Source organism: Sphingopyxis sp. H073 (assembly GCF_001468395.1).
GTDB lineage: Bacteria > Pseudomonadota > Alphaproteobacteria > Sphingomonadales > Sphingomonadaceae > Sphingopyxis.
Window position 1 is genome coordinate 127,255 of sequence record NZ_LNSG01000007.1, and the last position, 21,984, is coordinate 149,238.

18 protein-coding genes are annotated in these 21,984 nt (G+C 66.0%); 7 read left to right on the forward strand and 11 right to left on the reverse strand.

What is annotated here, in order from left to right:
- Positions 1 to 75: 75 nt before the first annotated feature.
- The 5 genes from ATE64_RS14645 to ATE64_RS14665 form a co-directional block, all read right to left on the reverse strand.
- Positions 76 to 1,479 carry an FAD-binding oxidoreductase gene (locus ATE64_RS14645; protein ID WP_058456927.1) on the reverse strand — a complete coding sequence of 468 codons (1,404 nt, stop codon included), beginning with the start codon at positions 1,477 to 1,479 and terminating at the stop codon, positions 76 to 78.
- A 91-nt stretch (positions 1,480 to 1,570) separates the two neighbouring features.
- Complete coding sequence (locus tag ATE64_RS14650; RefSeq protein WP_058456928.1) at positions 1,571 to 3,133, reverse strand: glycerol-3-phosphate dehydrogenase/oxidase; 1,563 nt, start codon at positions 3,131 to 3,133, stop codon at positions 1,571 to 1,573.
- Positions 3,130 to 5,190, reverse strand: a complete 2,061-nt coding sequence (locus ATE64_RS14655; RefSeq protein WP_269433232.1) for an alpha-glucosidase — start codon at positions 5,188 to 5,190, stop codon at positions 3,130 to 3,132. The genes ATE64_RS14650 and ATE64_RS14655 overlap by 4 nt, the downstream gene beginning before the upstream one ends.
- A 127-nt stretch (positions 5,191 to 5,317) precedes the next feature.
- Positions 5,318 to 7,636 (reverse strand): TonB-dependent receptor, encoded by a 2,319-nt coding sequence (locus tag ATE64_RS14660; protein WP_058456930.1) that lies wholly within the window; start codon positions 7,634 to 7,636, stop codon positions 5,318 to 5,320.
- 901 nt (positions 7,637 to 8,537) lie between these two features.
- Positions 8,538 to 8,729, reverse strand: coding sequence for a hypothetical protein (locus ATE64_RS14665; RefSeq protein ID WP_156416597.1), 192 nt, complete (start codon positions 8,727 to 8,729; stop codon positions 8,538 to 8,540).
- A gap of 275 nt (positions 8,730 to 9,004) precedes the next feature.
- On the opposite strand from ATE64_RS14665, the gene ATE64_RS14670 reads away from it, so the two are divergent.
- The gene (locus ATE64_RS14670) at positions 9,005 to 10,402 is read left to right on the forward strand and encodes an amino acid permease (protein WP_058456932.1); all 1,398 of its coding nucleotides are present in this window, start codon (positions 9,005 to 9,007) and stop codon (positions 10,400 to 10,402) included.
- Positions 10,403 to 10,537: 135 nt separating this feature from the next.
- On the opposite strand, the gene ATE64_RS14675 is transcribed toward ATE64_RS14670, so the two are convergent.
- From ATE64_RS14675 to ATE64_RS14685, 3 genes are all read right to left on the reverse strand, one after another.
- On the reverse strand, positions 10,538 to 10,828 hold the full coding sequence (locus ATE64_RS14675) for a zf-TFIIB domain-containing protein (protein WP_197410164.1): 291 nt from the start codon (positions 10,826 to 10,828) through the stop codon (positions 10,538 to 10,540).
- 65 nt (positions 10,829 to 10,893) lie between these two features.
- Positions 10,894 to 11,217, reverse strand: coding sequence for a DUF2218 domain-containing protein (locus ATE64_RS14680; protein WP_058456934.1), 324 nt, complete (start codon positions 11,215 to 11,217; stop codon positions 10,894 to 10,896).
- Entirely contained in the window at positions 11,217 to 11,768 is a 552-nt protein-coding gene (locus ATE64_RS14685; RefSeq protein WP_058456952.1) for a PadR family transcriptional regulator, read from the reverse strand. Before ATE64_RS14685 ends, ATE64_RS14680 begins: the two co-directional genes overlap by 1 nt.
- A gap of 482 nt (positions 11,769 to 12,250) precedes the next feature.
- On the opposite strand from ATE64_RS14685, the gene rplJ reads away from it, so the two are divergent.
- On the forward strand, positions 12,251 to 12,766 hold the full coding sequence (gene rplJ / locus ATE64_RS14690; RefSeq protein WP_058456935.1) for a 50S ribosomal protein L10: 516 nt from the start codon (positions 12,251 to 12,253) through the stop codon (positions 12,764 to 12,766).
- Between the two features lie 58 nt (positions 12,767 to 12,824).
- Positions 12,825 to 13,196, forward strand: coding sequence for a 50S ribosomal protein L7/L12 (rplL, locus tag ATE64_RS14695; RefSeq protein ID WP_058456953.1), 372 nt, complete (start codon positions 12,825 to 12,827; stop codon positions 13,194 to 13,196).
- A 100-nt stretch (positions 13,197 to 13,296) separates the two neighbouring features.
- On the opposite strand, the gene ATE64_RS14700 is transcribed toward rplL, so the two are convergent.
- Both ATE64_RS14700 and ATE64_RS14705 read right to left on the reverse strand, forming a co-directional pair.
- Positions 13,297 to 14,349 carry a hypothetical protein gene (locus ATE64_RS14700; protein ID WP_058800346.1) on the reverse strand — a complete coding sequence of 351 codons (1,053 nt, stop codon included), beginning with the start codon at positions 14,347 to 14,349 and terminating at the stop codon, positions 13,297 to 13,299.
- Between the two features lie 131 nt (positions 14,350 to 14,480).
- Positions 14,481 to 15,995, reverse strand: a complete 1,515-nt coding sequence (locus ATE64_RS14705; protein ID WP_058456937.1) for a hypothetical protein — start codon at positions 15,993 to 15,995, stop codon at positions 14,481 to 14,483.
- Positions 15,996 to 16,126: 131 nt separating this feature from the next.
- Between ATE64_RS14705 and ATE64_RS14710 the strand changes: the two genes are divergently transcribed.
- Complete coding sequence (locus tag ATE64_RS14710; RefSeq protein ID WP_058456938.1) at positions 16,127 to 17,155, forward strand: phosphoribosylglycinamide synthetase; 1,029 nt, start codon at positions 16,127 to 16,129, stop codon at positions 17,153 to 17,155.
- Complete coding sequence (locus tag ATE64_RS14715) at positions 17,152 to 18,012, forward strand: NTP transferase domain-containing protein (RefSeq protein WP_082657803.1); 861 nt, start codon at positions 17,152 to 17,154, stop codon at positions 18,010 to 18,012. Before ATE64_RS14710 ends, ATE64_RS14715 begins: the two co-directional genes overlap by 4 nt.
- Here ATE64_RS14715 and ATE64_RS14720 read toward each other — a convergent pair.
- On the reverse strand, positions 17,933 to 19,375 hold the full coding sequence (locus ATE64_RS14720; RefSeq protein ID WP_058456939.1) for a carotenoid oxygenase family protein: 1,443 nt from the start codon (positions 19,373 to 19,375) through the stop codon (positions 17,933 to 17,935). The genes ATE64_RS14715 and ATE64_RS14720 overlap by 80 nt on opposite strands.
- Before the next feature lie 85 nt (positions 19,376 to 19,460).
- On the opposite strand from ATE64_RS14720, the gene ATE64_RS14725 reads away from it, so the two are divergent.
- A complete protein-coding gene (locus ATE64_RS14725) occupies positions 19,461 to 20,075 on the forward strand; it encodes a TetR/AcrR family transcriptional regulator (RefSeq protein WP_058456954.1) in 615 nt (204 codons plus the stop codon).
- A 101-nt stretch (positions 20,076 to 20,176) separates the two neighbouring features.
- Positions 20,177 to 21,973, forward strand: a complete 1,797-nt coding sequence (locus ATE64_RS14730) for a sensor domain-containing diguanylate cyclase (RefSeq protein WP_058456940.1) — start codon at positions 20,177 to 20,179, stop codon at positions 21,971 to 21,973.
- Positions 21,974 to 21,984 lie beyond the last annotated feature (11 nt).

Consider the following 21,984-nt stretch of genomic DNA (forward strand, 5'->3'; position numbering starts at 1 on the left):
AAGCGAAGCAATCCAGGGTGGTATACGCCTGCTCTGGATTGCCGCGCGGCTTCGCCGCTCGCAATGACGGAGTTTTCAAGCATCCGGAATGAGATTGCCCGGGTTCATGATCCCGTCCGGATCGAGACAAGTCTTCACCCGCCGCAGCAATGCCACACCGCCGTTGCCCAGATCATGATGCAGATACGGCTTCCTCAGCCGCCCCGCGCCATGATGGTGCGCCACCCCGCCGCCATGCTTCGCGGTCGCCTCCATGATCGCGCGCCATCCCGCGAAATAGGCGGGCTCCATCTTCGCGCTGTCCTCGAAGGTCGCGGCGAAGCTGAAATAGAGGTTGATGCCCGATCGATAGACATGGCTGCTGTGCGCCGACGCGTTGATCACGCCGGGGATCGCGTTCAGCGCCGCGATGCTGTCGTCGTAGATCGCGCCGATCTCGCTCCAGCGCCCCGAAATCTCGACCGTGTCGGCGACATAGCCGCGCTCGAACATGTCGCGCCAGCTCGGCACATGGTTGCGCTTTTCGATCCACTGCTTCGCCGCCATCGGATCGCCCGCTTCGAGGCCGGCAGCGCCGCAAATCTCGTGCATCGCCGCCAGTTCGGCATCGACGCGGGCTTTCGGTCCTTCATGGACCATCAGCAGCATCGCCTTGCCGTCCCGCTCATGATCGCGGAACAGCCGCCGCACCTCGCGCCCGTCATACTGGCGCATCACCGGCGGGCGCCAGTCGGCGCGGACGATCTGGCGCTGCGCCTCGAACCCCGCGCGCATGTCGTTCGCATAGAAGATGCTGTAATCGCGGTGCGATGCCTTGGCGCGGAGCGAGAAGGTCACCCCGGTGATCACCCCCATGGTTCCTTCGGCGCCCATCAGCAGATGGCGCAGGTCGGGTCCGGCGGCGGCGCGCACCGCCTTGCCCAGCGTCACCAGCTCGCCGTTCGGTAGCACCGCCTCGATCGAATGGATGATGTCCTCGATATTGCCGTAGGCGGTCGAGAATTGCCCCGACGCGCGCGTCGCGACCCAGCCGCCGACGCTGCTGATCGCGATCGACTGCGGCCAGTGGCCGATCGTCAGCCCGTGCGCCGCGACCGCCTCCTCGGCCTCCATGCCGTTGAGCCCGGCATCGAAGCTCGCGAGCAGGTCGCCCTCGTCGATATAGCGAACCTTGCTCATCGAACTCATGTCGAGCAGGATGGCATCCGGCGTCGGCTCGATCCCGCCACAGACTCCACTGCCAAGCCCATAGGGGATCAGCGGCACGCGCTTCTCCGCAGCCAGTCGCACGACCTTCTGCACGTCCATCACCGACTGCGGCCGCACGACGCACCCCGGCGCGGGCACGGCCGCGCCGCGCCAGTCGCGCAGATGCTTGACCGCCCACTGGTCGTAGCGGCGGGCATTCAGCGCAGCGGCATCGGTCGCGACGCGGTCGGCGCCGATCGCGGCGGCAAGGGCTTCGGCAATCGAACTCACGCTATTTCTCCCTCAAAGCCCTTTGCATCCTTCCACTCCGTCGCCCCGAGCGAAGACGAGGGGCTCGTTCGGGGAAGCGGGTTGTTGGATGTCATCTCTCTGTTGCCGCGAGCAGCCTGCGGCTTTCCTCGTTGATCTGTCGGCAATGTGCGATCTCGGCCGCCGTCATGGCGTCGTCCCAGCCGAGTAACGCGCCCATCGCCTCGGCGGCGGGCGCCAATGTGGCCAGCCCCGCATCCTCGTCGAACCACGCCCGCGCGCTCCGCCGCACCCAATAATCTTCAAGGCTGGCAGCGCCCTCGTGCGTGACCGCGCGTGCGGCTTCGGCGGCGACATCACAGCCCGCGATCACGATCTCGTTTGCCTCGTCGCCATACAGCCCCGCCAGCCGCTCGGCCGCCAGCGGATCGAGTCCGGCAAGTCGCAACTCGCGAAAGCCGCCCGGCAGCGGCACCTCGGCGGTTGCACAGGGCAGGGCGCTCTTGCCCAACCGCTCGACCGCCAGATCGACGACGCGTTCGGCCATCGCGCGATAGGCGCTGAGCTTGCCCCCCGCGATCGACACCAGCCCGGTGGGCGAGGTCCAGATTTCGTCCTTGCGCGACACCTCGTTCGCTTTCTTCCCCGGCTGCGCGATCAGCGGCCGCACCCCCGACCAGAGCGAGACGATCTCGGCGTCGCGGATCGGATCGATGGCCAGCGCCGCCTCGGTCGCGCGCAGCAGATAGTCGATGTCGCCCCGCGTCGGCGCGGGCCAGTAATCGGCCCCCTCGTGGAACACATCGGTCGTCCCGATATAGGTGAACGCCGCGCGCGGCACGACGAAGATGCTGCGCTTGTCGGGCGCGCGAATGATCAGCGTCGAATGGACCGGGAGCCGCGCGCGCGACAGCACCAGATGGATCCCGCGGCTCAGCGACAGCCGGGTATCGCCTTCGCCCGTCTCGAGCCCGCGCACCGTGTCGACCCATGCGCCCGCCGCGTTCACCACCAGCTTCGCCTTGATCCGGGCGCCCAGCCCGTCGCCCAGCGTCGAGGTCGCGACCAGTCCGCCCTCGATCAGTTCCGATGCCGCCGCATGATTGACCACCACCGCGCCTGCACCCTGCGCGCTGCGGATGTTCGCGAGTACCAGCCGCGCATCGTCGGTCAGGAATTCGGGATAGATCACCGCGCCGCTCAGCCTGTCGGTGCGCAGCAACGGCTCGCGCCGTTGCAACGCCTTCAGCCCGATCACCTCATGCTTCTCGGCCTCGGGCACCCCGCCGAGTTTCTCGAAGGTCCAGAGGCCGGTCCGCAGCTTCGCGGTCATCGCCATGTTCGTCGTCGGGATCAGAAAGGGGGTCAGCCGAGTCAGGTGCGGGGCGATCCGCCGCAACACTTGCCGCTCCGACGCCGCTTCCTTGACCAGCGCGATATCGCCCTGGCCAAGATAGCGTAGCCCGCCGTGGATCATCTTCGACGACCGGCTGCTCGTCCCGCTCGCATAGTCGCGCGCCTCGACCAGCGCGACCGACAGACCGCGCATCGCCGCATCGCGTGCGATCCCGGCGCCGGTGATCCCGCCTCCAATTACCGCCAGGTCGAACGTCCGCGCTTCCAGCTCGGCAAAGACCTGTCGTCGCTGCCGCGTGTCGACCGCAGTCCCGCTCACGCCGCGACGATTCCGTCGAACAATGCGCTATCCGCCGATCCGGCACGATAGAATACCGGCGGCTGCCCGAACGGCGCCGCGACGGTGACTTCCGCGCCGCCGCCATATGTCTGGCCCGACCAGATATGCACCCACGCGGCCCCCGCGGGCAGGTAGGTCGTCCACTCGCGCTTCCCCGCCGCAATCACCGGCGCGACCAACAGGTCGGGGCCAAGCAGATAGGATGTCTGGATCGCATAGGTCTCCGCATCGTCCTCGAAATGCAGGAACAGCGGCCGCTGCACCGGCAATCCCGTCTCCGAAGCCTGCTGCGACAGTCGCCGCAGATAGGGCGCTAGATGCGCATAGATCCGCGTCATCTTCGCAAAATGCGCGAGCAGGTCGGGGTCGTCGTCATATTGCACATTCTGCCGCGGCCGGTTGCCCTCATGCGTGCGCATCATCGACGTGAACGCCGCCATCTCGGCCCAGCGCATCGCGAGCTCGGCATCGCGCACCGTGTCGAACAGGCTCGTATAACCGCCGCAATCGCTGTGATGATGGGCGTTGCCCAGCATCCCCGCCGACAGCGCGGCGCAGATCACGGTGCCGATCCCGTCGTGGCGCGAAAAATCGACCGCCTGGTCGCCCGCCCACAGCATCGGGCAATGGCCCTGCACGCCGGCGGCGCCCGATCGCATGAACACCATCATCTCGCCCGTCTGCCCGCGCCCGGCGATCCCCTTGGCATTGACCTCGCCCCACAGCGCCGGCCAGCGATTGTGCGCGGTCATCCCGCTCTCGCCATTCGCCAGCCGCACATCGACCGGCAGATATTCGCCGAAGTCGGCCATCCAGCCCGACAGCCCGAAATCGATCATCTTCTCGCCGATGATCGTATCGGCGAACCACGCCGCCGCGGCCGGGTTGGTGAAGTCGACATGCCCGCAGTCGAACTCGCCGAAATCGATGATATAGGGCTCGTCCCTGTCGGGCCGCATCACCATGAAGCCCTGCGCCGCCGCCTCGGCATAGAGCGGCCCGTCGACCGCCAGATAAGGGTTCACATAACCCAGAAAGCGAATGCCGCGTTCGCGCAGCTCGGCAATCCGCGCCGGCAGGTCGGGGTAACGCTCGGCGTTCCACTGCCAGTCCCAGAACAGCCGGTTGCCGAAGCTGGTGATGCGAAGGCCCACCCAATCCTCGCACCACAGCCCCGACACCGCGACCCCGGCCTCCTCATAGGCCTTCAGGCGCGCGAAACTGTTGTCGCCGTCCTTCAGCCCGATCACCGCGCCCTTCAGCAGCCATTCGGGCAGCGGCGGCTGGCGCCCGAAACGCGCCGACAGCGCCGACACCAGCTCGGTGAACCGCGGCCGCGCCCACAGCTCGATCTTCGCGGGAATCTCCCACACCTCGACCTCGTGGAAATCTTCATGGCGGAAATCGAACGCGGCATAGGCAAAGCTGTCGACATGCAGCGCATAACGCCGCGAACTCACATAGGTCGGCTGCGGATAATTGGTGTGGGCATAGCTGCCGCCGCCGCCCTTGCGGTGCGCCTCGACCTGCCGGAACAGCGCCGACGAGGGATCGCGGCCCACGCCCGGCTCGCTGGACCACAATGGGAAATGCCGCCCGCGCAGGTCGAAATAGGAGAATTGCTCGCCGCCCCCCCACACATGCTCGCCCGCCTCGGCGGGGACGCGCAGCCACAGCCGGTTGAGCGCCGGGTCGAGCGCGGTCAGCGCGATCGCGGCATCCTCGTCATCGCTCGATACAGTTGCTTCGAGGAGCCACGGCTTCCCCGCCGCCTCGGCGAAACGCAGCACATCGCCATCGCCCTCGACATGCGCCAGCGCGATCCGCTCGATCACCTCCTGGCTCACGTCGAAATGCCCGAGCTTCGCATGGACATGCGGCACCCCGCGCCCGACCGCGAAACAGGGCGTGCCTTCGCTGTGCGTCAGGATCGCCCGCCCGCCGAGACGGATCGCAAAACCGGTGTCGAGCGCTTCGAGCGCCATGGAGCAGGATCCTTTCGACTGTTTCCCGTCGTGCCGGGCCCGATCCGGCACCCGCCCTTTCGCTCGCGAAGACGGTCCCCGGATCGAGTCCGTGGCGACGGCTCAGGATATCGGGCCGTTGCCCGGCCAGGAAAAGCCCCCGCCGCGTTGGATAGCGACCGCGGCGGGGGCAGGAGGGTCAGAAATTCACGCGGCCCGTCACCCCGAAATAACGCTCGGCGTCGCGCGGGGTGATCTGGCGCATGAAGCTGGTACCGTTCGGGATGCGCTGGATCACGAACTGCTTGTCGGTGATATTCTTGACGATGAACGACAGGCTGTACTTGTCGTCCGACGTGCTCACGCGGATGCCGCCGTCCCAGATCGCATAGGCGCTCTGAAAGGCGTTGGGGTTCTGGTTGATGTCGAAATTGGTCTTGCTCTGATAGACGAGCGAGCTGTTCAGATCGACATTGAACCCGTCGAGGTTCAGCGGCAGGCGCCAGTCCATCGTCACGGTGCCCTTGTATTTGGGGGCAAAGGGCAGCGGCTTGCCGTTGATCGCATCGGCGCAGGTCACTGCCGCGCCGGTCGGACAGATGAACTTGTTGATGTGCGCGTCGGTATAGTTGACCCCGCCCGACAGCGAGAAATCGTCGGTGATCGCGGCGTTGAAATCCAGCTCGACGCCGCGCGTCGATACCGTGCCCGCGTTGGTCAGGCGCGTGACGACCTGCCCCGCGACGATGTCGAGGAAATTCGCCTGATAATTGTCATATTTGGCATAGAAGGCGGCAAGGTTCAGCGTCAGGCGGCGGTCGAATAGCCGCGTCTTCAGGCCCGCTTCATAGGCGTTCGACTTTTCGGGGTCGATGCGGCCGGTGTCGCGCGCCTGCATGTTGAAAAAGACGTTGAGCGCCGGTCCCTTGTAACCGCGCGTGTACATGCCATAGGCCATGACATCGTCGGTCACGTCATATTGCAGCCCGGCATTGCCCGACCAGCCGTGATCCTTGATCGATCCCGATGCGGTGAACGCCGGATTGACCCCGGGGAAGGCAGTCAGCGAGGTCGAGCGGCGCGCGAAGTCATAGGACACCTTGTCCTCGGTATAGCGCAGGCCCAAAATGCCGCGGAACGCATCGGTGAAATTGAGCGTGCCCTGGCCGAACGCCGAATAGCTGGTCAGCTTGGTCGTGAAATCGGCATTGCCCTCGTTGGTGGTATAGGTCGACGATCCCTGCGCGCACGGCGTCAGCCCGCCGACGGTCGGCAGCGTCGATGCGGTGCACGCTGTGACCGTGCGGTTGAAGAAGTCGACTTCCTTCGTGTGGTAATAATAGAGCCCCGCAACATATTCGAAGAATTGCGGGTTCGACGAGGCGATGCGCAGCTCCTGCGTGAACTGGTCGAATTTCAGGTCGCCGCGGTCGTGCGAGCGCACGTCGCCCGATGCGGTGCCGGTGTTGACATATTTCGGCGCGTCTGATCGGAAATCGCCGTCGCGCTGCTGGAAGTTGTACCAGTGGCGATAGGCGGTGATCGAGGTCAGCGTCGCGCCGCCAAGGTCGAGGTCGAACTGCCCCGACACACCGCTGTTCTTGTCCTTGGTATAGGGGTCGAGGTCGTTGTCGATGTCCTTGTTCTTGCCGTCGAGCACCAGCGGCGCGAGGCTGGGGATGAACACCGCATTGTTGAATGCCGAAGGGAAAACGGTGCCGATGCTGTCGGCATAGCCATTGTCGCTGTTCTTCGAATAATCGGCGATCAGCGTGATCTTGAGCGCGTCGGTCGGCTCGGCGATCAGCTTGCCGCGCACGCCCCAGTGCTCGTACCCGTTGACCTTGTGGCCGTTGAACACGTTGCGGCCGTTGCCGTCGTACTGCGACCAGAAACCGGTGAGCGACGCCTTGACGCTGTCCGAAAGCGCGCCGCCGACGCTGCCGCGGATGCGATATTCATTGCCCTCGTACCAGGCGGCGTCGACATAGCCGCCCAGCGCGTCGCCGGGTTCGCGCGTGACGATGTTGATCACGCCCGCGCTGGCATTCTTGCCGAACAGGCTGCCCTGCGGGCCGCGCAGCACCTCGATGCGCTCGACGTCCAGAAAGTCCGACGTCTGCTGGCCGGTGCGCGCATAGACGACGCCGTCGATCACCGTCGACACCGACGGTTCGACCCCCGACGAAAAGCTGATCGTGCCGACGCCGCGGATCGACAGCGCCGAATCCTTGTTGGTGTTGCCCTTGCGGAAGGTCAGGGTGGGGACGCGCTGGAACAGCTGCTCGGCCGAATTGACGTTCGCGCGCTCCAGCATGTCGCCCGAAACGACCGAGATCGCGACCGGCACGTCCTGCAGATTCTGTTCGCGCTTCTGCGCGGTGACGATGATGTCGTTGCTGGCGAACGGGGCATCGGCTTCGGCCGGAATGGTCTGGGCGTGGGCCGGGGCGGCGGCCAGCGCCAGTCCCAGTGCCGATGTGACCGCAAGATACGCTTTGGCGTTCGACGAAATCATCCTCAAATCCTCCCTTGGATGCGCTGCTGAATCAACTTCTCAATCGATTTGATTGATAATCATGGGCGACCCATGCGCGCAAATATGTTTGTGGTCCAATAGGGAAATGTCGCGATGCCATGTGCAAATGCTACGATCTGCGCGACGGGGCGGCGCGCGACGCGATCGCGTTCTGCTCCCCACCCGGCATAAGGCATCGACGTCTCCCCATGTCATCGCGGATCGTCCGTCCGCTTCGACTTGCAAGCCGCGGTCGGGGCATCGCCCACAGCCGCGAATCGACTGACCGGCGCCTGCGCCCGTCAGCCTGCACAGGGATGCGCGCCAATATCATTGCAGTCCAATCGAGAAATGTCGGTATAGTATGTCCAAATGCTATGACCTGAACAATGGCGCTCTCCCGGTCCAGGGGTGGGGAGCGGACCTTGCCGATCCTCCCCGGCACGGGGAGGGGGACCATGCGAAGCATGGTGGAGGGGCACGTGCAGTCTGGCGCGGCCTATGACCTCCTGTACCCCTCGACCACCCTGCGGCCTCGCGGGCAGCAACGCGCCCCGCGCGCTCCTTCGACCCGCTCGCTCCCCCTCTCCCGGGGAGGGGCCGCTTGGGGTGGTTTCCAGACATTCGTCACCCCGGACCTGATCCGGGGTCCACGACTTCAACGCCGCGATGGATCCCGGATCAAGTCCGGGATGACGAAGAGGGAATGTCTGAATTTGGGTGGGGGAGCGGACTTCGCCGATCCTCCCCGGCACGGGGAGGGGGACCATGCGAAGCATGGTGGAGGGGTACGTGCAGTCTGGCGCGGCCTATGATCTCCTGTGCCCCTCCACCACCCTGCGGGTGGTCCCCCTCCCCTGGTGGGGGAGGATCGTCTAGGACCGCAATCGGTCGTTTCCAGTCAGCGTTCACTTACGCTCGATGAAGGTTCACGAAACGCACCATAAAGCCAGAGGAGACCGAGAATCAGGAATATCGGTCCGTAATAGCCTTTGGACCAATCGCGACTTTGGTAAAGTTCGCTGACCCCCGCAGCACCGCCGACCAACATCAAAATGGCGACGATTAGAAATTTTGGTTTTTTCAGCTTCATGATCGTTTCCATCTCCTGCGGTCTCGATCTTATATGAGCCATTACCGCAAGGTCCGCTACCGGTCGTTCCCGGTCATTAAACCCAGATCGGCCGCAAAGGGCAGCTAAAGCCCGGAAGGCGACATCCATGGTCCTGCCATTCCCGCCGCCCGCACAGAACCATGCCCGGCATGGCGCGTTTCCACGGCCGGCCCACCCCAGCCTCCGCCGTCGTCATTATCTTGCGCTGACGCGTCACTCCCTTACAAGCGGGCCATAGCCTAAGGGGAGCTCGAATGACCGACAGCCTGCTGCGTCGCAAGACCATCGTTCCGGAACAGCAGGAGGGGCACGGGCTCGCACGGACGCTCAGCTGGCCGCATCTAGTCGCGCTCGGGGTCGGCGCGATCGTCGGCACCGGTATTTTGACATTGATCGGCGTCGGCGCCGACAAGGCGGGGCCGGCCGTGATCGTCTCTTTCCTGGTCGCGGGGCTGATCTGCGCCTGCGCCGCGCTCGCCTATGCCGAAATGGCGACGATGATTCCCGCCTCGGGCAGCGCCTACACCTACAGCTATGTCGTGATCGGCGAGCTGATCGCGTGGATCGTCGGCTGGAGCCTGATCCTCGAATATTCGCTTGTCGTCAGCGCGGTCGCGGTCGGTTGGTCGGGCTATGCCGCGCCGCTGCTCCAGGCGTGGGCGAACGTGCCGATGGAACTGATGCAGGGGCCCGAGCTTGGCGGGATCGTCAACCTGCCCGCGATTGCGATCATCGCGGTGGTCGCGGGAATGCTGCTCTATGGCACGCGCGAGAGTGCCACCGTCAATGCGATCCTCGTCGTTGTGAAGATCATCGCGCTCGCCGTTTTCGTCGCGGTCGCGCTGCCGGCGTTCGACGCCGCGAACCTCGAACCCTTCAGCCCCTTCGGCTTTGCAAAGCATGTCGGCCCCGACGGCGTCGAGCGCGGGATCATGGCGGCCGCTGCGATCATCTTCTTCGCCTTCTACGGCTTCGATGCGATCGCGACCGCGGCCGAGGAGGCGAAGGATCCCGACCGCGACCTCAAGATCGGGATCGTCGGATCGATGCTCGCTTGCGTCGCGATCTATATCCTCGTCGCCATCGCGGCGGTCGGTGCGATTTCCTACAGCAAATTCGCGAACAGCCCCGAACCGCTCGCGCTGATCCTGCGCGAACTCGGCCAGCCGCTTGCGGCGAAATATCTCGCCATCTCGGCGATCGTGGCGCTGCCGACGGTGATCCTCGCCTTCTTCTTCGGGCAGAGCCGCATCTTCTTCACCATGGCGCGCGACGGGTTGCTTCCCAAGGGGCTCGCCAGGCTGTCGGGGCGCGGGACGCCGGTGCGCATCACCATCTTTACCGCGATCGTCGTCGCGATCCTCGCGGGTTTCATTCCGCTCGACGAACTCGCCGCGCTCGCCAACGCGGGGACCCTCGCGGCCTTCACCGCGGTGTCGCTGTGCATGCTCATCATGCGCCGCCGCGCGCCCGACGCGCCGCGCACCTTCCGCACGCCGATGCCCTGGGTCGTCGGCGGGATCGCGGTGCTCGGCTGTCTTTATCTATTCCTCAGCCTGCCGGCGAAGACGCAGATCTGGTTCGGCATCTGGAATGTCGCAGGGCTGGCGGTGTACTTCGCCTACGCGCGGCGAAATGCGGTGGTGGGATAGGATCCTCCCTGCCGCGAAGCGGTGGGGAGGGGGACCGCGCGCGGAGCGCGTGGTGGAGGGGCAGCGTCATCGCCCCTCCGTCAGCGCTCCGCGCTGCCACCTCCCCATGCCTGCGGCACAGGGAGGAATGCTCGGTCAATCGAACAGATCGCTGAGGAAGCTCTTGGTATAGCTCTTCTTCTTGTAGGGCTTTGCATAGTGTCGATCGTCGTCGTAGCGCGGCTCGCGATATTGCGGCTGCGGCGCGGCCTGCCGCGGCGGCGGCGCCCCGGCGCCTTCGCTGCGCTCGATGATCTTGTCGAGCTCGCCGCGGTCGAGCCAGACGCCGCGGCACTGCGGGCAATAGTCGATCTCGATCCCCTGACGCTCCGACATCGTCAAATTTACGCGGCAGGTGGGGCAAAGCAGACCTTGAGGTTCGGACACGGAATTTCCTTTCCTTGACGAAGAAACTGGCAAATTTTGCCGATTCTCCCACCTCGCCTGCTGCTTTAGGATGAAACGCGCTGCCAGTCGAACGCCAAAGGCGCTTCCCGAAACGCAAACCGGTCGAGGTGCCGGGCCACCACGCCCGTCATCGCCTCGACATGCGCGTCGCTGCTGGCATCGATGCGCACCGTCAGCGCGTCGGCGCCCGCATCGAAGGTGACCAGCGCGTCGCCAGCCCAGGTGGCACCGCGTGCATCCTTGGGGAAGGTCACGGTGCCACGATCGGCGGTGAATTCGACCGTCAGGCTATGCTGCCAGTGCTTGCACAGCTGCTGCAGATATTTGCTCGCGTGCCCGGTCGGGACGTTTGCGACGACATTTGCCATCACAGCCGCTCGATCTTCTGCGCGGCCTCGTCGATCAGTGCAACGACGGCGTGCAGCGTCGGCTCGTCGAGGGCGCGGTCGCCCAGCCGGTTCATCAGCACGGCGCGGAGATTGCCCATCGCGCGGCGGACCGAGGCGCTGTCGGCGCGCTGGCGCTCGTCGCCGACCTCGGCCAGCCGGGCGATCAGCGCCTCGACCGCGTCCTTGTTCGCATCGAGTTCGGCCTGGCCGGCTGCGGTGATCGCGAACAGCTTTTTCGCGCCGTCGCTGTCGGCCGCCTCGATCAGCCCCATGTCGCCCAAGAGGGTGAGGGTGGGGTAGATCACGCCCGGGCTCGGCGCATAGGCGCCGCCGGTCAGCTCCTCGATCTGGCGGATGAGGTCGTATCCGTGGCGCGGTTCGTCGGCGATCAGCTTCAACAGCACGAGCCGCAGCTCGCCGCTGTCGAACATCCGCCGGCGCCGGCCGCGGCCGTCGTCGTCGCCGCGCCCGTGGCGCCCGCCAAAGCCATATCCGAAACCGCGGCCGCCCCCGCGCATTCCATGCCGCATCGCCTCGCGCATCATCCGATGCATGGCATGGCGCTCGCCGCAACCATGCCGGTTCATTCCATGTCGCATAGCAAACTCCTTCATGCGATTCGATGTATCTAAGATATATCGTAAAACAGACTTTGCAAGGGGCAACCGTCGCGATGTGCGCGAAGTTAGCCAACTTCCGCCGATTTCCTTGACTCCCCGCCCATTCCCGCTATGAGCGCCCCCGTGTTGCCGCGGGTTCGCCTGCGGCAATTCCGTCCGAGACAGTTGGTGAAGGGGATTTGCCCTTCTTAATTTCCAGCCGAGACGGGGAACAGTCTTTTATCGGTCGCCCGCCTGCGATGCAGGTGACGCGGCTTGACCGACCCCATCGGACATCGTTGCGCGAACGACAGGCGAGCCTTGGCTCGCGTCTGTCTTAGCGTGTGTTAGCCGCCCGGCGGCGCGTGCGTTTCGGCGCCCCGCGCATCCGGGCAGATGAGTGGAGTATAGGCATGGATCGTACGGAAAAGGCCGAAGCCGTATCCTCGCTGAACGCTACGCTGGCAAATGCCGCTTCGGTTGTGGTCGTCCGCAACCTCGGCATGACCGTCGCTCAGTCGACGGTTCTGCGCCAGCAGATGCGCGACGCAGGAGCCGACTTTCGCGTCACGAAGAACCGTCTTGCCAAAATCGCGCTCGATGGCACGTCCTACACCGGTATCGGCGACCTGCTGACCGGTCCCACGGCCCTTGCAACCTCGACCGATCCGGTCTCGGCTGCGAAGATCGCCGTGGAATTTGCCAAGACCAACGACAAGCTTGAAATCGTTGGCGGCGGCATGGGCGACGTGGTCCTCGACGTGAATGGCGTGAAAGCGCTGGCTTCGCTTCCCTCGCTCGACGAGCTGCGCGCCAAGATCATCGGTCTGGTGCAGGCTCCGGCCACCAAGGTTGCGCAGATTGCCGCAGCCCCGGCGGGTCAGCTGGCGCGGGTTTTTGGCGCATATGCCGCCAAAGAAGCAGCGTGATTTCGAACTAACCTTGAAACTACCTACCGGGATATCCCGGTTCTGATGGAGAATGAACATGGCTGATCTCGCAAAGATCGTTGAAGACCTGTCGGCGCTGACCGTTCTGGAAGCGGCTGACCTTTCGAAGATGCTCGAAGAAAAGTGGGGCGTTTCGGCTGCCGCTGCTGTTGCTGCCGCTCCGGCCGCTGCCGCTGCCGGCCCGGCTGCTGAAGAGCAGACCGAATTCGACGTCATCCTGACGGGTGACGGCGGCAACAAGATCAACGTGATCAAGGAAGTCCGTGCGATCACCGGTCTGGGCCTCGGCGAAGCCAAGGCGCTCGTCGAAGGCGCGCCGAAGGCCGTCAAGGAAGGCGTGAACAAGGCTGAAGCTGAAGAGCTGAAGGCCAAGCTGATCGCCGCCGGCGCGACCGTCGAACTGAAGTAATTCGGTTCGGGTCCGGCGGGTTCGCCCGCCGTGCTTGCGACAAAGAAAAGGGCGGTGCCTCGCGGCGCCGCCCTTTTTCTTTGGCCCGCGAGCGGGCGGATCAGTTGCGCGTCCAGCCGGGCTTCAGAACCTTGCGGATACCTCCGGGCTGCAGGCGGCGGACCTCCTGCTCGGCGGGGGCCGGGACGGTATGACGCTGCGAGATTTCCCACGCGCTGACCGGCTTGCGCACCGGCACCTGTTCGGTCTGCGGCTGGCTGGTCGCCAGCGCCGCGTCATAGTCGGCGCGTTCCTGGCGATCGAGGAACCGCGCACGGGCAAGGCGCTTGCTCAGCGTCGTGAAGGGATTGTCCGGCGTCGGACCCGCCATGGCGAGAGTTTCGTGGCGACCCATGCTGCGGGTCGGCACCCGGGGGAAGCCGGGCGCGGCGGCGGTAACCGGCTGCGCGGGCACAGGATCGGCGACGGGGGCCGCGGCGATGTCGTCACGCGCAATTTCCTCGCGGGCAAAGGCCGGTTCCGCCGCCGGCACCCATTCGGCGCTGCGATGACTCTCGTCGAATTCCCAGACTTCGTTCGCGGCGCGGCGGCGGCGCATCAGCGCGAAACCTGCGGCGCCCGCAACCAGCAACGCGGCAGCGCCACCGGCGATTTCCCAAGGGAAGCTGTCGCCGCCGTTCGTCGCCTTCTGGACCGGCGCCGGCGCGGGTTCGGCGATCGGCTGGACGGGCTCGGCGACCGGTGCCGCGAGCGGCGCGACCTCCTCGGTCAGGACCGGGGCAGCGGGTTCGGCCGGCACGGTGGCGCGGGCGCGGACCGGGGCCGGGGCCGCAGCGCGCTGGCGCGGCGCTGGACGGGCCTCGCGGGGCGGAGCGGCGGCCGCGCTCGGTTCGGCGGCCTTCGGCGCCGGCGGCGTTTCTATCACCGTCGGGACGCGGATCACCGGCGGCGCCGCGGGCTCGGCGGCGGCAGGCGAAGCGGTCGGCGCCGTCGGGCTCGGCGGCTGCACGGTCGGCGGCGCCGCCGGTTCGGCGACCGGCGGCGTCATCGGGACGACCGGCGCTTCCTGCGCGAAGGCAGTGGGGGTGGACAGGGCCAGGAACGCGGCAATCGCGCTCGTGGCGGAGCGAGAGAGGGGGAGATTTTTCGTCATAGCGAGGGACAAACGAGCGGCAGTCGGAAAGCGCTGCAAAAATGCGGCGGATTCCACGACGAGCCGTGCCGGCCGGACGGCGCGGCGACGATTCCGGTCCCGTTCGTCGTGTTCCGGAATCGCTTTCCGGTTCAATCGACCGGGGCGGGCCGTGGCGCCGCGAAGCGCACCGCGCCTGCGGCCGAGATCGCCGCGCCGATGAGCGACATGTCGCGATCGAGACGCGCATCAAGCGCGCCGTCAGGCAGCCCGGCCATCTCGGTGAGCAACGGCATCGAAAGCGACAGGCGGAGCGTACCCGCGATCCGGCCATCAAAAAGCGTGTGGGTCTTCACCGGCTGGCCGAGCCGGATCTCCTGCCCCAGCCACTGCCGCGTCTCGCGCGCGATCAGCCCGTGCATGTCTTTCGCCGCATCGAAATCACATTGCGGCCAACGTGCCGACAGATCGAGCGTGCGAAGCGTCTCGGTGGCGAGGCAACTCGTCCCGGCGCCAGACACCTCCGCGAGTTCGAGCCGTTCAACGAGGCGCATCACATGGTGGCTAAACCGCGCGGCGACATGCGCAACGCGGTCCTCGGGCAGCGCGGCAAAGCGCTCCATTTCGAAGAGCGCTGCTTGCAGACGGAGCAGGAGCCCGAAGTTGCCCGTCGCGTGCAGGCGATCGGTGCCGGGCCAATCCTCCGGCCACTCGGCGCGATTTGAAAGGCGCCGAAATCCTTCCGGCAAAGGCTGCGCACGATCCCGCGCTGAGGCTGGAACCAGCGCAAAGCCGCTGAACGGCGGACCGCCAGCGAATTTCGATCCGGTCATCAATACCACGCAGCCGAGCGCGATATACCGGCGGACCACCTCCGGGGTAATGCGGAGTTGGCAGGCATCGACGACGATCGTCATCGCATCACCATGCGTCGCGACGAGTCGCTCGACATCGTTGAGCGCGGGAAGGGTGAGCCCCGACTTCGATCCGTGCACGACGTGCACGACCGCGCGCCGCCGGTGCGCCGCCGCACGCTCGATATGGAGCGACAGTTCGGCGGTCACCGCTGCCGAAGCGCGAGGATTGCCTGTTGCGTCGCGCACCGCGACGTCGATCAGTTCGGTTCCGGCAAATGTTGGGTCGATCGCAGCTTGCGCGACGACGCGCGCGCCGGTTGCGGTTTCTCCTGCGAAGAAGCGGCCGGCGGCGCTATGGACGCAGCCGCTGCCGACTTCGTCACGGCCAAGCAGCACTGCGGTCAAGGGATGACCGTCATAAGCGGCGGCGAGACCGACATATTCCAGATCGGTTCCCGACGCTGCAAAGACGATCGCGGCCTCGCCCGCGAGGCCGAAATAGTCGCCGAGCCGTTCGCGGATCGCGCCCAGCCCCTCGACATAGTCGGCGCTCGCCACCGGCTGGTCGAGCCGGTCGCGCCAGTGGCCGATCAGCATGTCGAATGCGTGGGCCGAAATGCTGCTGATGGTCGATGAGCCATAGGCGAGCGCGTCGCTCGGCGCGGCGCTCGCATGATATTGATTGCGCCCCTGCGCATCGAGCCGGATGCGTCCGTCGCCTCCACTGACCAGCGCGGAGGCGAGGCGGGCCGCGTATCGGGTGCTCGCGCGCGAGGAGGGGTAGTCTAAACTTTGCGAATTCAGGAGCATGGGGAGCTATCCGGAATGGAGGAGATTTCCTGCAAACTACCGGCGCAGGATGACACTGATTTGGCGGTTTGGTGTCAGCCCGGTCATTGAAAAGTCATCGCGGTGCAACCTTGCCATGGTGAATCCGTCACATGCGAACCACCGACCTCGTGCCGACCCGGCTCCCCCAACGCCTGCGCGACACGCAGCGGCTCCTTTTCATCGCCAAACATGCGCGCTGGACCGGCGGATTGCATCCCGACGACGGCAATCACGCGCTTTATCATCGCGAGACGCGCGAGATACTCGAGGCGCTGGGGATACCGCTCGTCATCGCGGATGACTATGCCGACCTATTCGCGAGGCCCGACGCCGATTTCGTCTTCCCGCTGCTCAACAGGGGCGGCTTCTTTAATTCGGAGATGCTCCTGCCGCTGCTCTGTAACCGGCTGGGGCTGCCCTATGTCGGGGCATCGCCAATCATCCGCGGGCTCTCCGACGACAAGCATCTGACCAAGCTGGAAGCGGCGGCGCGGGGTATTCCGACCGCGCCCTGGTCGCTTTTTCGCCGCGGCGCGCTGGTCGACGTCGCACGATGCCCGCCCGCGCGGCGCTGGGTGATCAAGCCGAACAACAGCTCGGCCTCATGGGGTATTCGCGACGCCCAAGACCGGAGCGAACTCGCGCAGGCGGTCGCCGAAATTCATGCGCTGGATCATGACGCGATCGTCGAACCGTTTATCGAGGGGAGCGACGTAGAGGTGCCCGTCATCACGACCGATGGCGTCCCCGCAATGTTGCCGATGATGATATTCGAACAGGCCGACCCCAGCCACCTGCGTACCTATCAGGAAAAGCGCGACCTCGTAGACCGCAGCCAGAAATACAGTCTCAAATTGTTCGACGACGCCGAGGTCGGTGCGCGGCTCGTTCGCTATACGATGGAGATGGCGGAGGTTTTCCGGCCCTTCGACTATGGCCGCTTCGAATTTCGTGTCGATTTCGCGACGGGCGAAATCCGGCTTCTCGAAGTCAATCTCAACTGCAATCTCTGGTCGGAGAAGGTGTTCGGCCGCGCCGCGATCGCCGCGGGTTTCACCCAGGCCGACCTGATCGAGACGATCGTGGCCGAGAGCATGATTCGCCAGCTTGTGGGCTTTGCGCGGAGGAATGCGGCATGAGCGGCTCGATCCTCATCCTCGCGGGGCGCCGGCCGGGCGCGGTCGACGCGCTGGCCGAGGCGCATGGCGTTCGCGACAAATGCCTGGTTCCGGTCGCGGGCCGCCCGATGATCGCGCATGTGCTCGACAGCGCGGCGCAGACCAATGCCGCGCATATCTTCGTCTCGACGCATCATCAGAAACTGCTTGATGACCTTGCCGACGAGGTGGTCGAGCGACTGGGCGACCGGCTCACGATTGTGCCGGCGGCCGACAATCTGGCGGACTCGGTGCTGGCGGTTGCCGAACAGGCCGAGTTTCCGCTGTTCATCACCACGGCCGACAATTGCCTGCTGACCCCCGCGACAATCGCCGAGATCGGCGCCGAGGCGGCGCGGCTCGGCGTCGGGGCGGGGGTTGCGCTCGCACGGCGCGAGGATGTGCTCGCGGTTCATCCCGAGGGGCAGCGGCGCTTCTATGAATTTTCCGACGTCGCGGTCTCGAATTGCAACGCCTACTGGATCGGCGACCGGTCGGCGCTCCGCGCGGCCGAGGCGTTTCGCGGCGGTGGTCAGTTCGTCAAGAAGCCCGTCCGCATCATCCGTGCCTTCGGCCTTGTCAACCTGCTGCGCTTCCGCTTCGGGCTCGGGCCGATCCACCACATCTTCCAGCGCATTTCGCGCCACCTGAAAGTCGACATCGCCCCGCTGCTGGTGAGCAACGGGGCGACGGCGATCGATGTCGACAACGAGCGGTCGCTGCGCGTTACCGAGGCGCTGATCAGGCGCCCCGATATGGTCAATCCGCGACCCAGTTTCCGTGAAATCCCGGCGGAACACGGTGCGGCAGGTGAACCACAGCTTGCGGTGACCCGGTAAAATCGTCGGCGTTCAGGATGACGAGATCGGTGGTCTCGTCATTCATGTCGACGACGAGGCCAATCAGCCAGCCGTCATCCTCGGCGCCCTGTTCGCTGCGCGGGACGAAGACGAACTCGCCGGGATGGCGACCGGGGCCGAAGTCGTGGATGTCGGTCACGCCCTTATAGAGGTCGTGGCGGAACAACCGCGTATCGGCGAGCTGCCATTCCGACCTGGCCGCGTCGGGAATCGCGATCGTATAGATATAGCGATAGGGCTTGGTGGTCAGCCGCTCGTCGTAACGCGGGAATTCCTGGGCATGGCCGTGGATGACGGAGCGCATCGAGGTTCGCGCGACCGGATCGAGCGTCCAGCGCTCCATCTGCGCCTTCTGGCTGTCGGGGCCACGCGTGGATTCCGCGAACATCGTCTCGTGCGCGACGACATCGACGATCACCTTGCCGTCCACGGTCTCGAACGCGTTGGCGGGGTGGAAGACATAGCAGGGATCGATCGGGATCCAGACGATGTCGTCCGCGTTGCCTTTCCTGGGGAGAAGGCCGACGCGCGAGGGATGCTTCTCGTTCCACGCATAGGGGAAGCTATGGCCCGCGAGCAGGCGCTTCATCGAGAAGGTGACGGGCAGGTCGAGGACGAGCACATGATTTTCGGTGATCGCGCAGTCGTGGATCGACGGGCCGTCGCTGACCGGGATGGCCAGCTCGCGGATCACATGGGCCTTGCTGTCGACGACGACGTGCCAGACGGTGTTGAAGTCGTCGCCCTTGTAGGTGATCGAATGCATCTCGCCCGTCGCGGGGTCGAGGTGCGGGTGCGCGGTGTACGGGCCCTTCAGCGTCCCGTCGAACGGGTTGTGCGCGATCGTGTTCAGCTCATAGCCGAGTTCGACGGGCTTGCCGCCCGCCTCGACGATCGCAAAGGTACGGCCGTCGACGCCGATGACATTGGTGTTCGGGGCGTCGTTGCTTGCCTCACGCGGTCCGGCCGGGATTTCCTCGCCAAGCACGGCGCAGGCTTCGGTGCCGCGGACCCAGCGGTTGCGATACCAGTCGGCCTTGCCGCCTTCGATGCGGATGCCGTGGACCATGCCCGCGCCGGTGAACCAGTGGTAGCTCGCGGGATCGGGGGCGACCGCCGGGTTTGGGCCGTTGCGCAGATAGCGGCCGGTCAGCGCCGCGGGGATTTCGCCGTCGACGCGCAGCGCCTCCAGCGTCAGTTCCTCGTCCATCGGCGTGTGGATACCGGTGAGATAGGGATGCGCGTCGGCGGGGGTGGGGAGGCGCTTGCGGTTGAAGTCGGCGACGGCGCCGATGCCTTTCTTCACCGCGCCGCGGATCAGGCTTTCTACGTTGCTCGCCATGTCGATGCTCCTTAAGTGGAAGGTTACGAAGGTGCCGCGCGGTGTGGGGGTTGCGCGGGCGACTCGGAATGTTTACGGTGACAACATGACCGAACAAGATAACAGTGTCAACATGGAAAATGCCGGTGGGAAAACCGCGGGCGCCTATCACCACGGCGACTTGCGCGCGGCGGTGATCGCGGCGGGGCTGAGGCGACTGGAGGAAGGCGACGGCGCCGAGCTCAGCCTGCGCGCGCTGGCACGCGACGTCGGGGTCAGCGCGACCGCGCTTTACCGCCATTTTCCGGACAAGGAGGCGCTGCTCGACGCGCTGGCCGACGAGGGGCTGCGCCGGCTCGGCGCGCTGCAGGCGCAGGCGTGGCTGCGCGCCGGCGGCGGCCGCACCGGCTTCCTGGCGATCGGCGTCGCCTATGTCCGCTTCGCGCACGACGAGCCTGCGGTGTTCCGCCTGAGCTTCACGCGCCAGATGCCCGAACGCTATCAGGAAAAGGGCAGCGACGGCGGCGATGTCGCCTATGGCCTGCTCCGCGCCGGCGTCCAGCAATCGCTGCCCCATCTGGAAGAAAAGGTCGATGTCGCGGCGCTGCACGCCTGGTCGCTGGTCCACGGCCTTGCGATGCTGGTGCTTGACCGCCGCATCGAATGGGACGAGGCGATGGTCGAGCAGGTGGTCGGAATGACCTTTGGCGGGGTCGACTGACACCGCGACCCAGCCTGCCCGGGGGAGGTATGGCGGCAAAATGGTACAAAACGGGGAAAATCTTAGCGCTTTATTTGCCAGCGTCGACCTAGGGTAACCCGATGACGCGGTCGCACTCTCCCCGAGTCGAAGTGGCGGTATGGGCGCTGCTGACGGCGTTCGGCTATTTCCTGCTGGCCGCCGTGTCGCTCCATGCCACCAAGGGGGCCGACAACACCGCCGCGGTCTGGCCGCCGAGCGGTTACCTGCTCGCGCTGCTGTTGCTGATGCCCGCCCATGCCCGCCTCGCGTCGCTGGCCGGCATGGCCGTGGCGAGCCTGGCCGCGAACATGCTCGGCGGATCGAGTCTCGCCCTGTCGGCCGCCTTCACCGTCGCCAATGGCTGCGAGGCCTGTACCGCGCTGTGGCTGATCCGCCGCCGCGAAGCCGGCGAACTGTCGTTCATGGTCCCGCGCTCCTTCGCCAATTTCTGCATCGCCGCGCTGTCGGCAAGCGCACTCAGCGCCTCGATCGCGACCGCGCTCGTCGGCGCCAGTCTGGGCGGGCGCAGCCTCGACTTCTTCCTGTCGTGGCTGACGACGGTCGCGCTCGGCATTCTGATCGTGACGCCGCCGATCGTGACGCTGGCGCGGCTGATCGGCTCGAAGGCGCTGGAGCACGCCCCGGCGCGGATGAAGGGCGAGGCGGTGCTGATCCTGACCGCCACCGCCGCGGTGACCGCAACCGCCTTTTCGCAGGCGCATTTCCCCTCGACCTTCCTGCCGTGTATCGCGGTGGTCGCTGCCGCCTATCGCGTCGGCCCGTTCGGCGCCGCGACCGCGATGCTGATCGTGACGATCATTACCTCGCTGTTGACCGGTCAGGGAATGGGACCGGTGGCCGCGATCGAGGCCGATCGGACGACGCGCGTCCTGTTCCTGCAATTCTACCTGCTCGCGATGCTGTTCACGACGCTGCCGCTCGCCGCGCTGCTCGTCGCCCAGCGGCGGCTGGCGAGGCGGCTCGAACAGAGCAATCGTTCCTTGTTGCAGGCCGAAGCCGCGGCGCTCGTCGGCCATTGGCGCGTCGACCTGGTGCGCTGGGCGATCGAATGGTCCGATCAGACCTATCGCATCCACGGGCTCGCCCCCGGCACGCCAGTCGACGTCGAATACAGCATGGAGCAATATCTGCCCGAGGACCGGGAAATCGCGCAAAGCATATTGCGGGAGGCGGTGCAAAGCGGTCAGCCCTTCGAATATCAGGGCCGGCTGCGGCGCGCCGACGGCGAGGTCAGGCACGTCAAGTCGCACGGACTGATCGAGACGGGACGCGGTGGCAAGCCCGTCGGCATCTTCGGAACGCTGCAGGACGTCACCGAGACGGTCGAGAATGCCCGCATCCTCGAAGCCGCGCGGAACGCGGCCGAGCGGGTCGCCAACACCGACATGCTGACCGGCCTGCCGAACCGGCGCCACACGCTGGCCTTCCTCGAAAAGGCGATGGTCGGCGCGCGCGACCATGGCGCGCCGCTGGCGGTCGCGATCTTCGACATCGACCATTTCAAGCGCATCAACGACGAGTTCGGCCACGCGGTCGGCGACGAAGTGATCCGCCGCGTCGCGCGGCGCGCCAAGGCGTCGCTGCGCGACGAGGACATGGTCGGGCGCTTCGGCGGCGAGGAGTTCGTCTGCATCCTCCAGCGGTCGAGCGCGCAGGCGGCCGAACTGGTCGCCGAACGGCTGCGCAAGGCGATCGAGGCCGACGACGGCGGCGGCGACCTGCCGCCCGCGACGGTCAGCATCGGGCTGGCGGTCTATGACGGCGAGCTCGACGCCGAGGAATTGCTCCACCGCGCCGACCAGGCACTCTATACGGCGAAGCGCGAGGGACGGAACCGGCTGCGCATGGCGGCCTGACCGGACTGCGC

What these genes read in the sequence shown, in the direction of transcription:
- ATE64_RS14660 (WP_058456930.1), bottom strand. Translation starts at nt 7,636, where the DNA reads ATGATTTCGTCGAACGCCAAAGCGTATCTTGCGGTCACATCGGCACTG.
- ATE64_RS14665 (WP_156416597.1), bottom strand. Translation starts at nt 8,729, where the DNA reads ATGAAGCTGAAAAAACCAAAATTTCTAATCGTCGCCATTTTGATGTTG.
- ATE64_RS14670 (WP_058456932.1), top strand. Translation starts at nt 9,005, where the DNA reads ATGACCGACAGCCTGCTGCGTCGCAAGACCATCGTTCCGGAACAGCAG.
- ATE64_RS14680 (WP_058456934.1), bottom strand. Translation starts at nt 11,217, where the DNA reads ATGGCAAATGTCGTCGCAAACGTCCCGACCGGGCACGCGAGCAAATAT.
- ATE64_RS14685 (WP_058456952.1), bottom strand. Translation starts at nt 11,768, where the DNA reads ATGCGGCATGGAATGCGCGGGGGCGGCCGCGGTTTCGGATATGGCTTT.
- rplJ (WP_058456935.1), top strand. Translation starts at nt 12,251, where the DNA reads ATGGATCGTACGGAAAAGGCCGAAGCCGTATCCTCGCTGAACGCTACG.
- rplL (WP_058456953.1), top strand. Translation starts at nt 12,825, where the DNA reads ATGGCTGATCTCGCAAAGATCGTTGAAGACCTGTCGGCGCTGACCGTT.
- ATE64_RS14700 (WP_058800346.1), bottom strand. Translation starts at nt 14,349, where the DNA reads ATGACGAAAAATCTCCCCCTCTCTCGCTCCGCCACGAGCGCGATTGCC.
- ATE64_RS14705 (WP_058456937.1), bottom strand. Translation starts at nt 15,995, where the DNA reads ATGCTCCTGAATTCGCAAAGTTTAGACTACCCCTCCTCGCGCGCGAGC.
- ATE64_RS14710 (WP_058456938.1), top strand. Translation starts at nt 16,127, where the DNA reads ATGCGAACCACCGACCTCGTGCCGACCCGGCTCCCCCAACGCCTGCGC.
- ATE64_RS14715 (WP_082657803.1), top strand. Translation starts at nt 17,152, where the DNA reads ATGAGCGGCTCGATCCTCATCCTCGCGGGGCGCCGGCCGGGCGCGGTC.
- ATE64_RS14720 (WP_058456939.1), bottom strand. Translation starts at nt 19,375, where the DNA reads ATGGCGAGCAACGTAGAAAGCCTGATCCGCGGCGCGGTGAAGAAAGGC.
- ATE64_RS14725 (WP_058456954.1), top strand. Translation starts at nt 19,461, where the DNA reads ATGACCGAACAAGATAACAGTGTCAACATGGAAAATGCCGGTGGGAAA.
- ATE64_RS14730 (WP_058456940.1), top strand. Translation starts at nt 20,177, where the DNA reads ATGACGCGGTCGCACTCTCCCCGAGTCGAAGTGGCGGTATGGGCGCTG.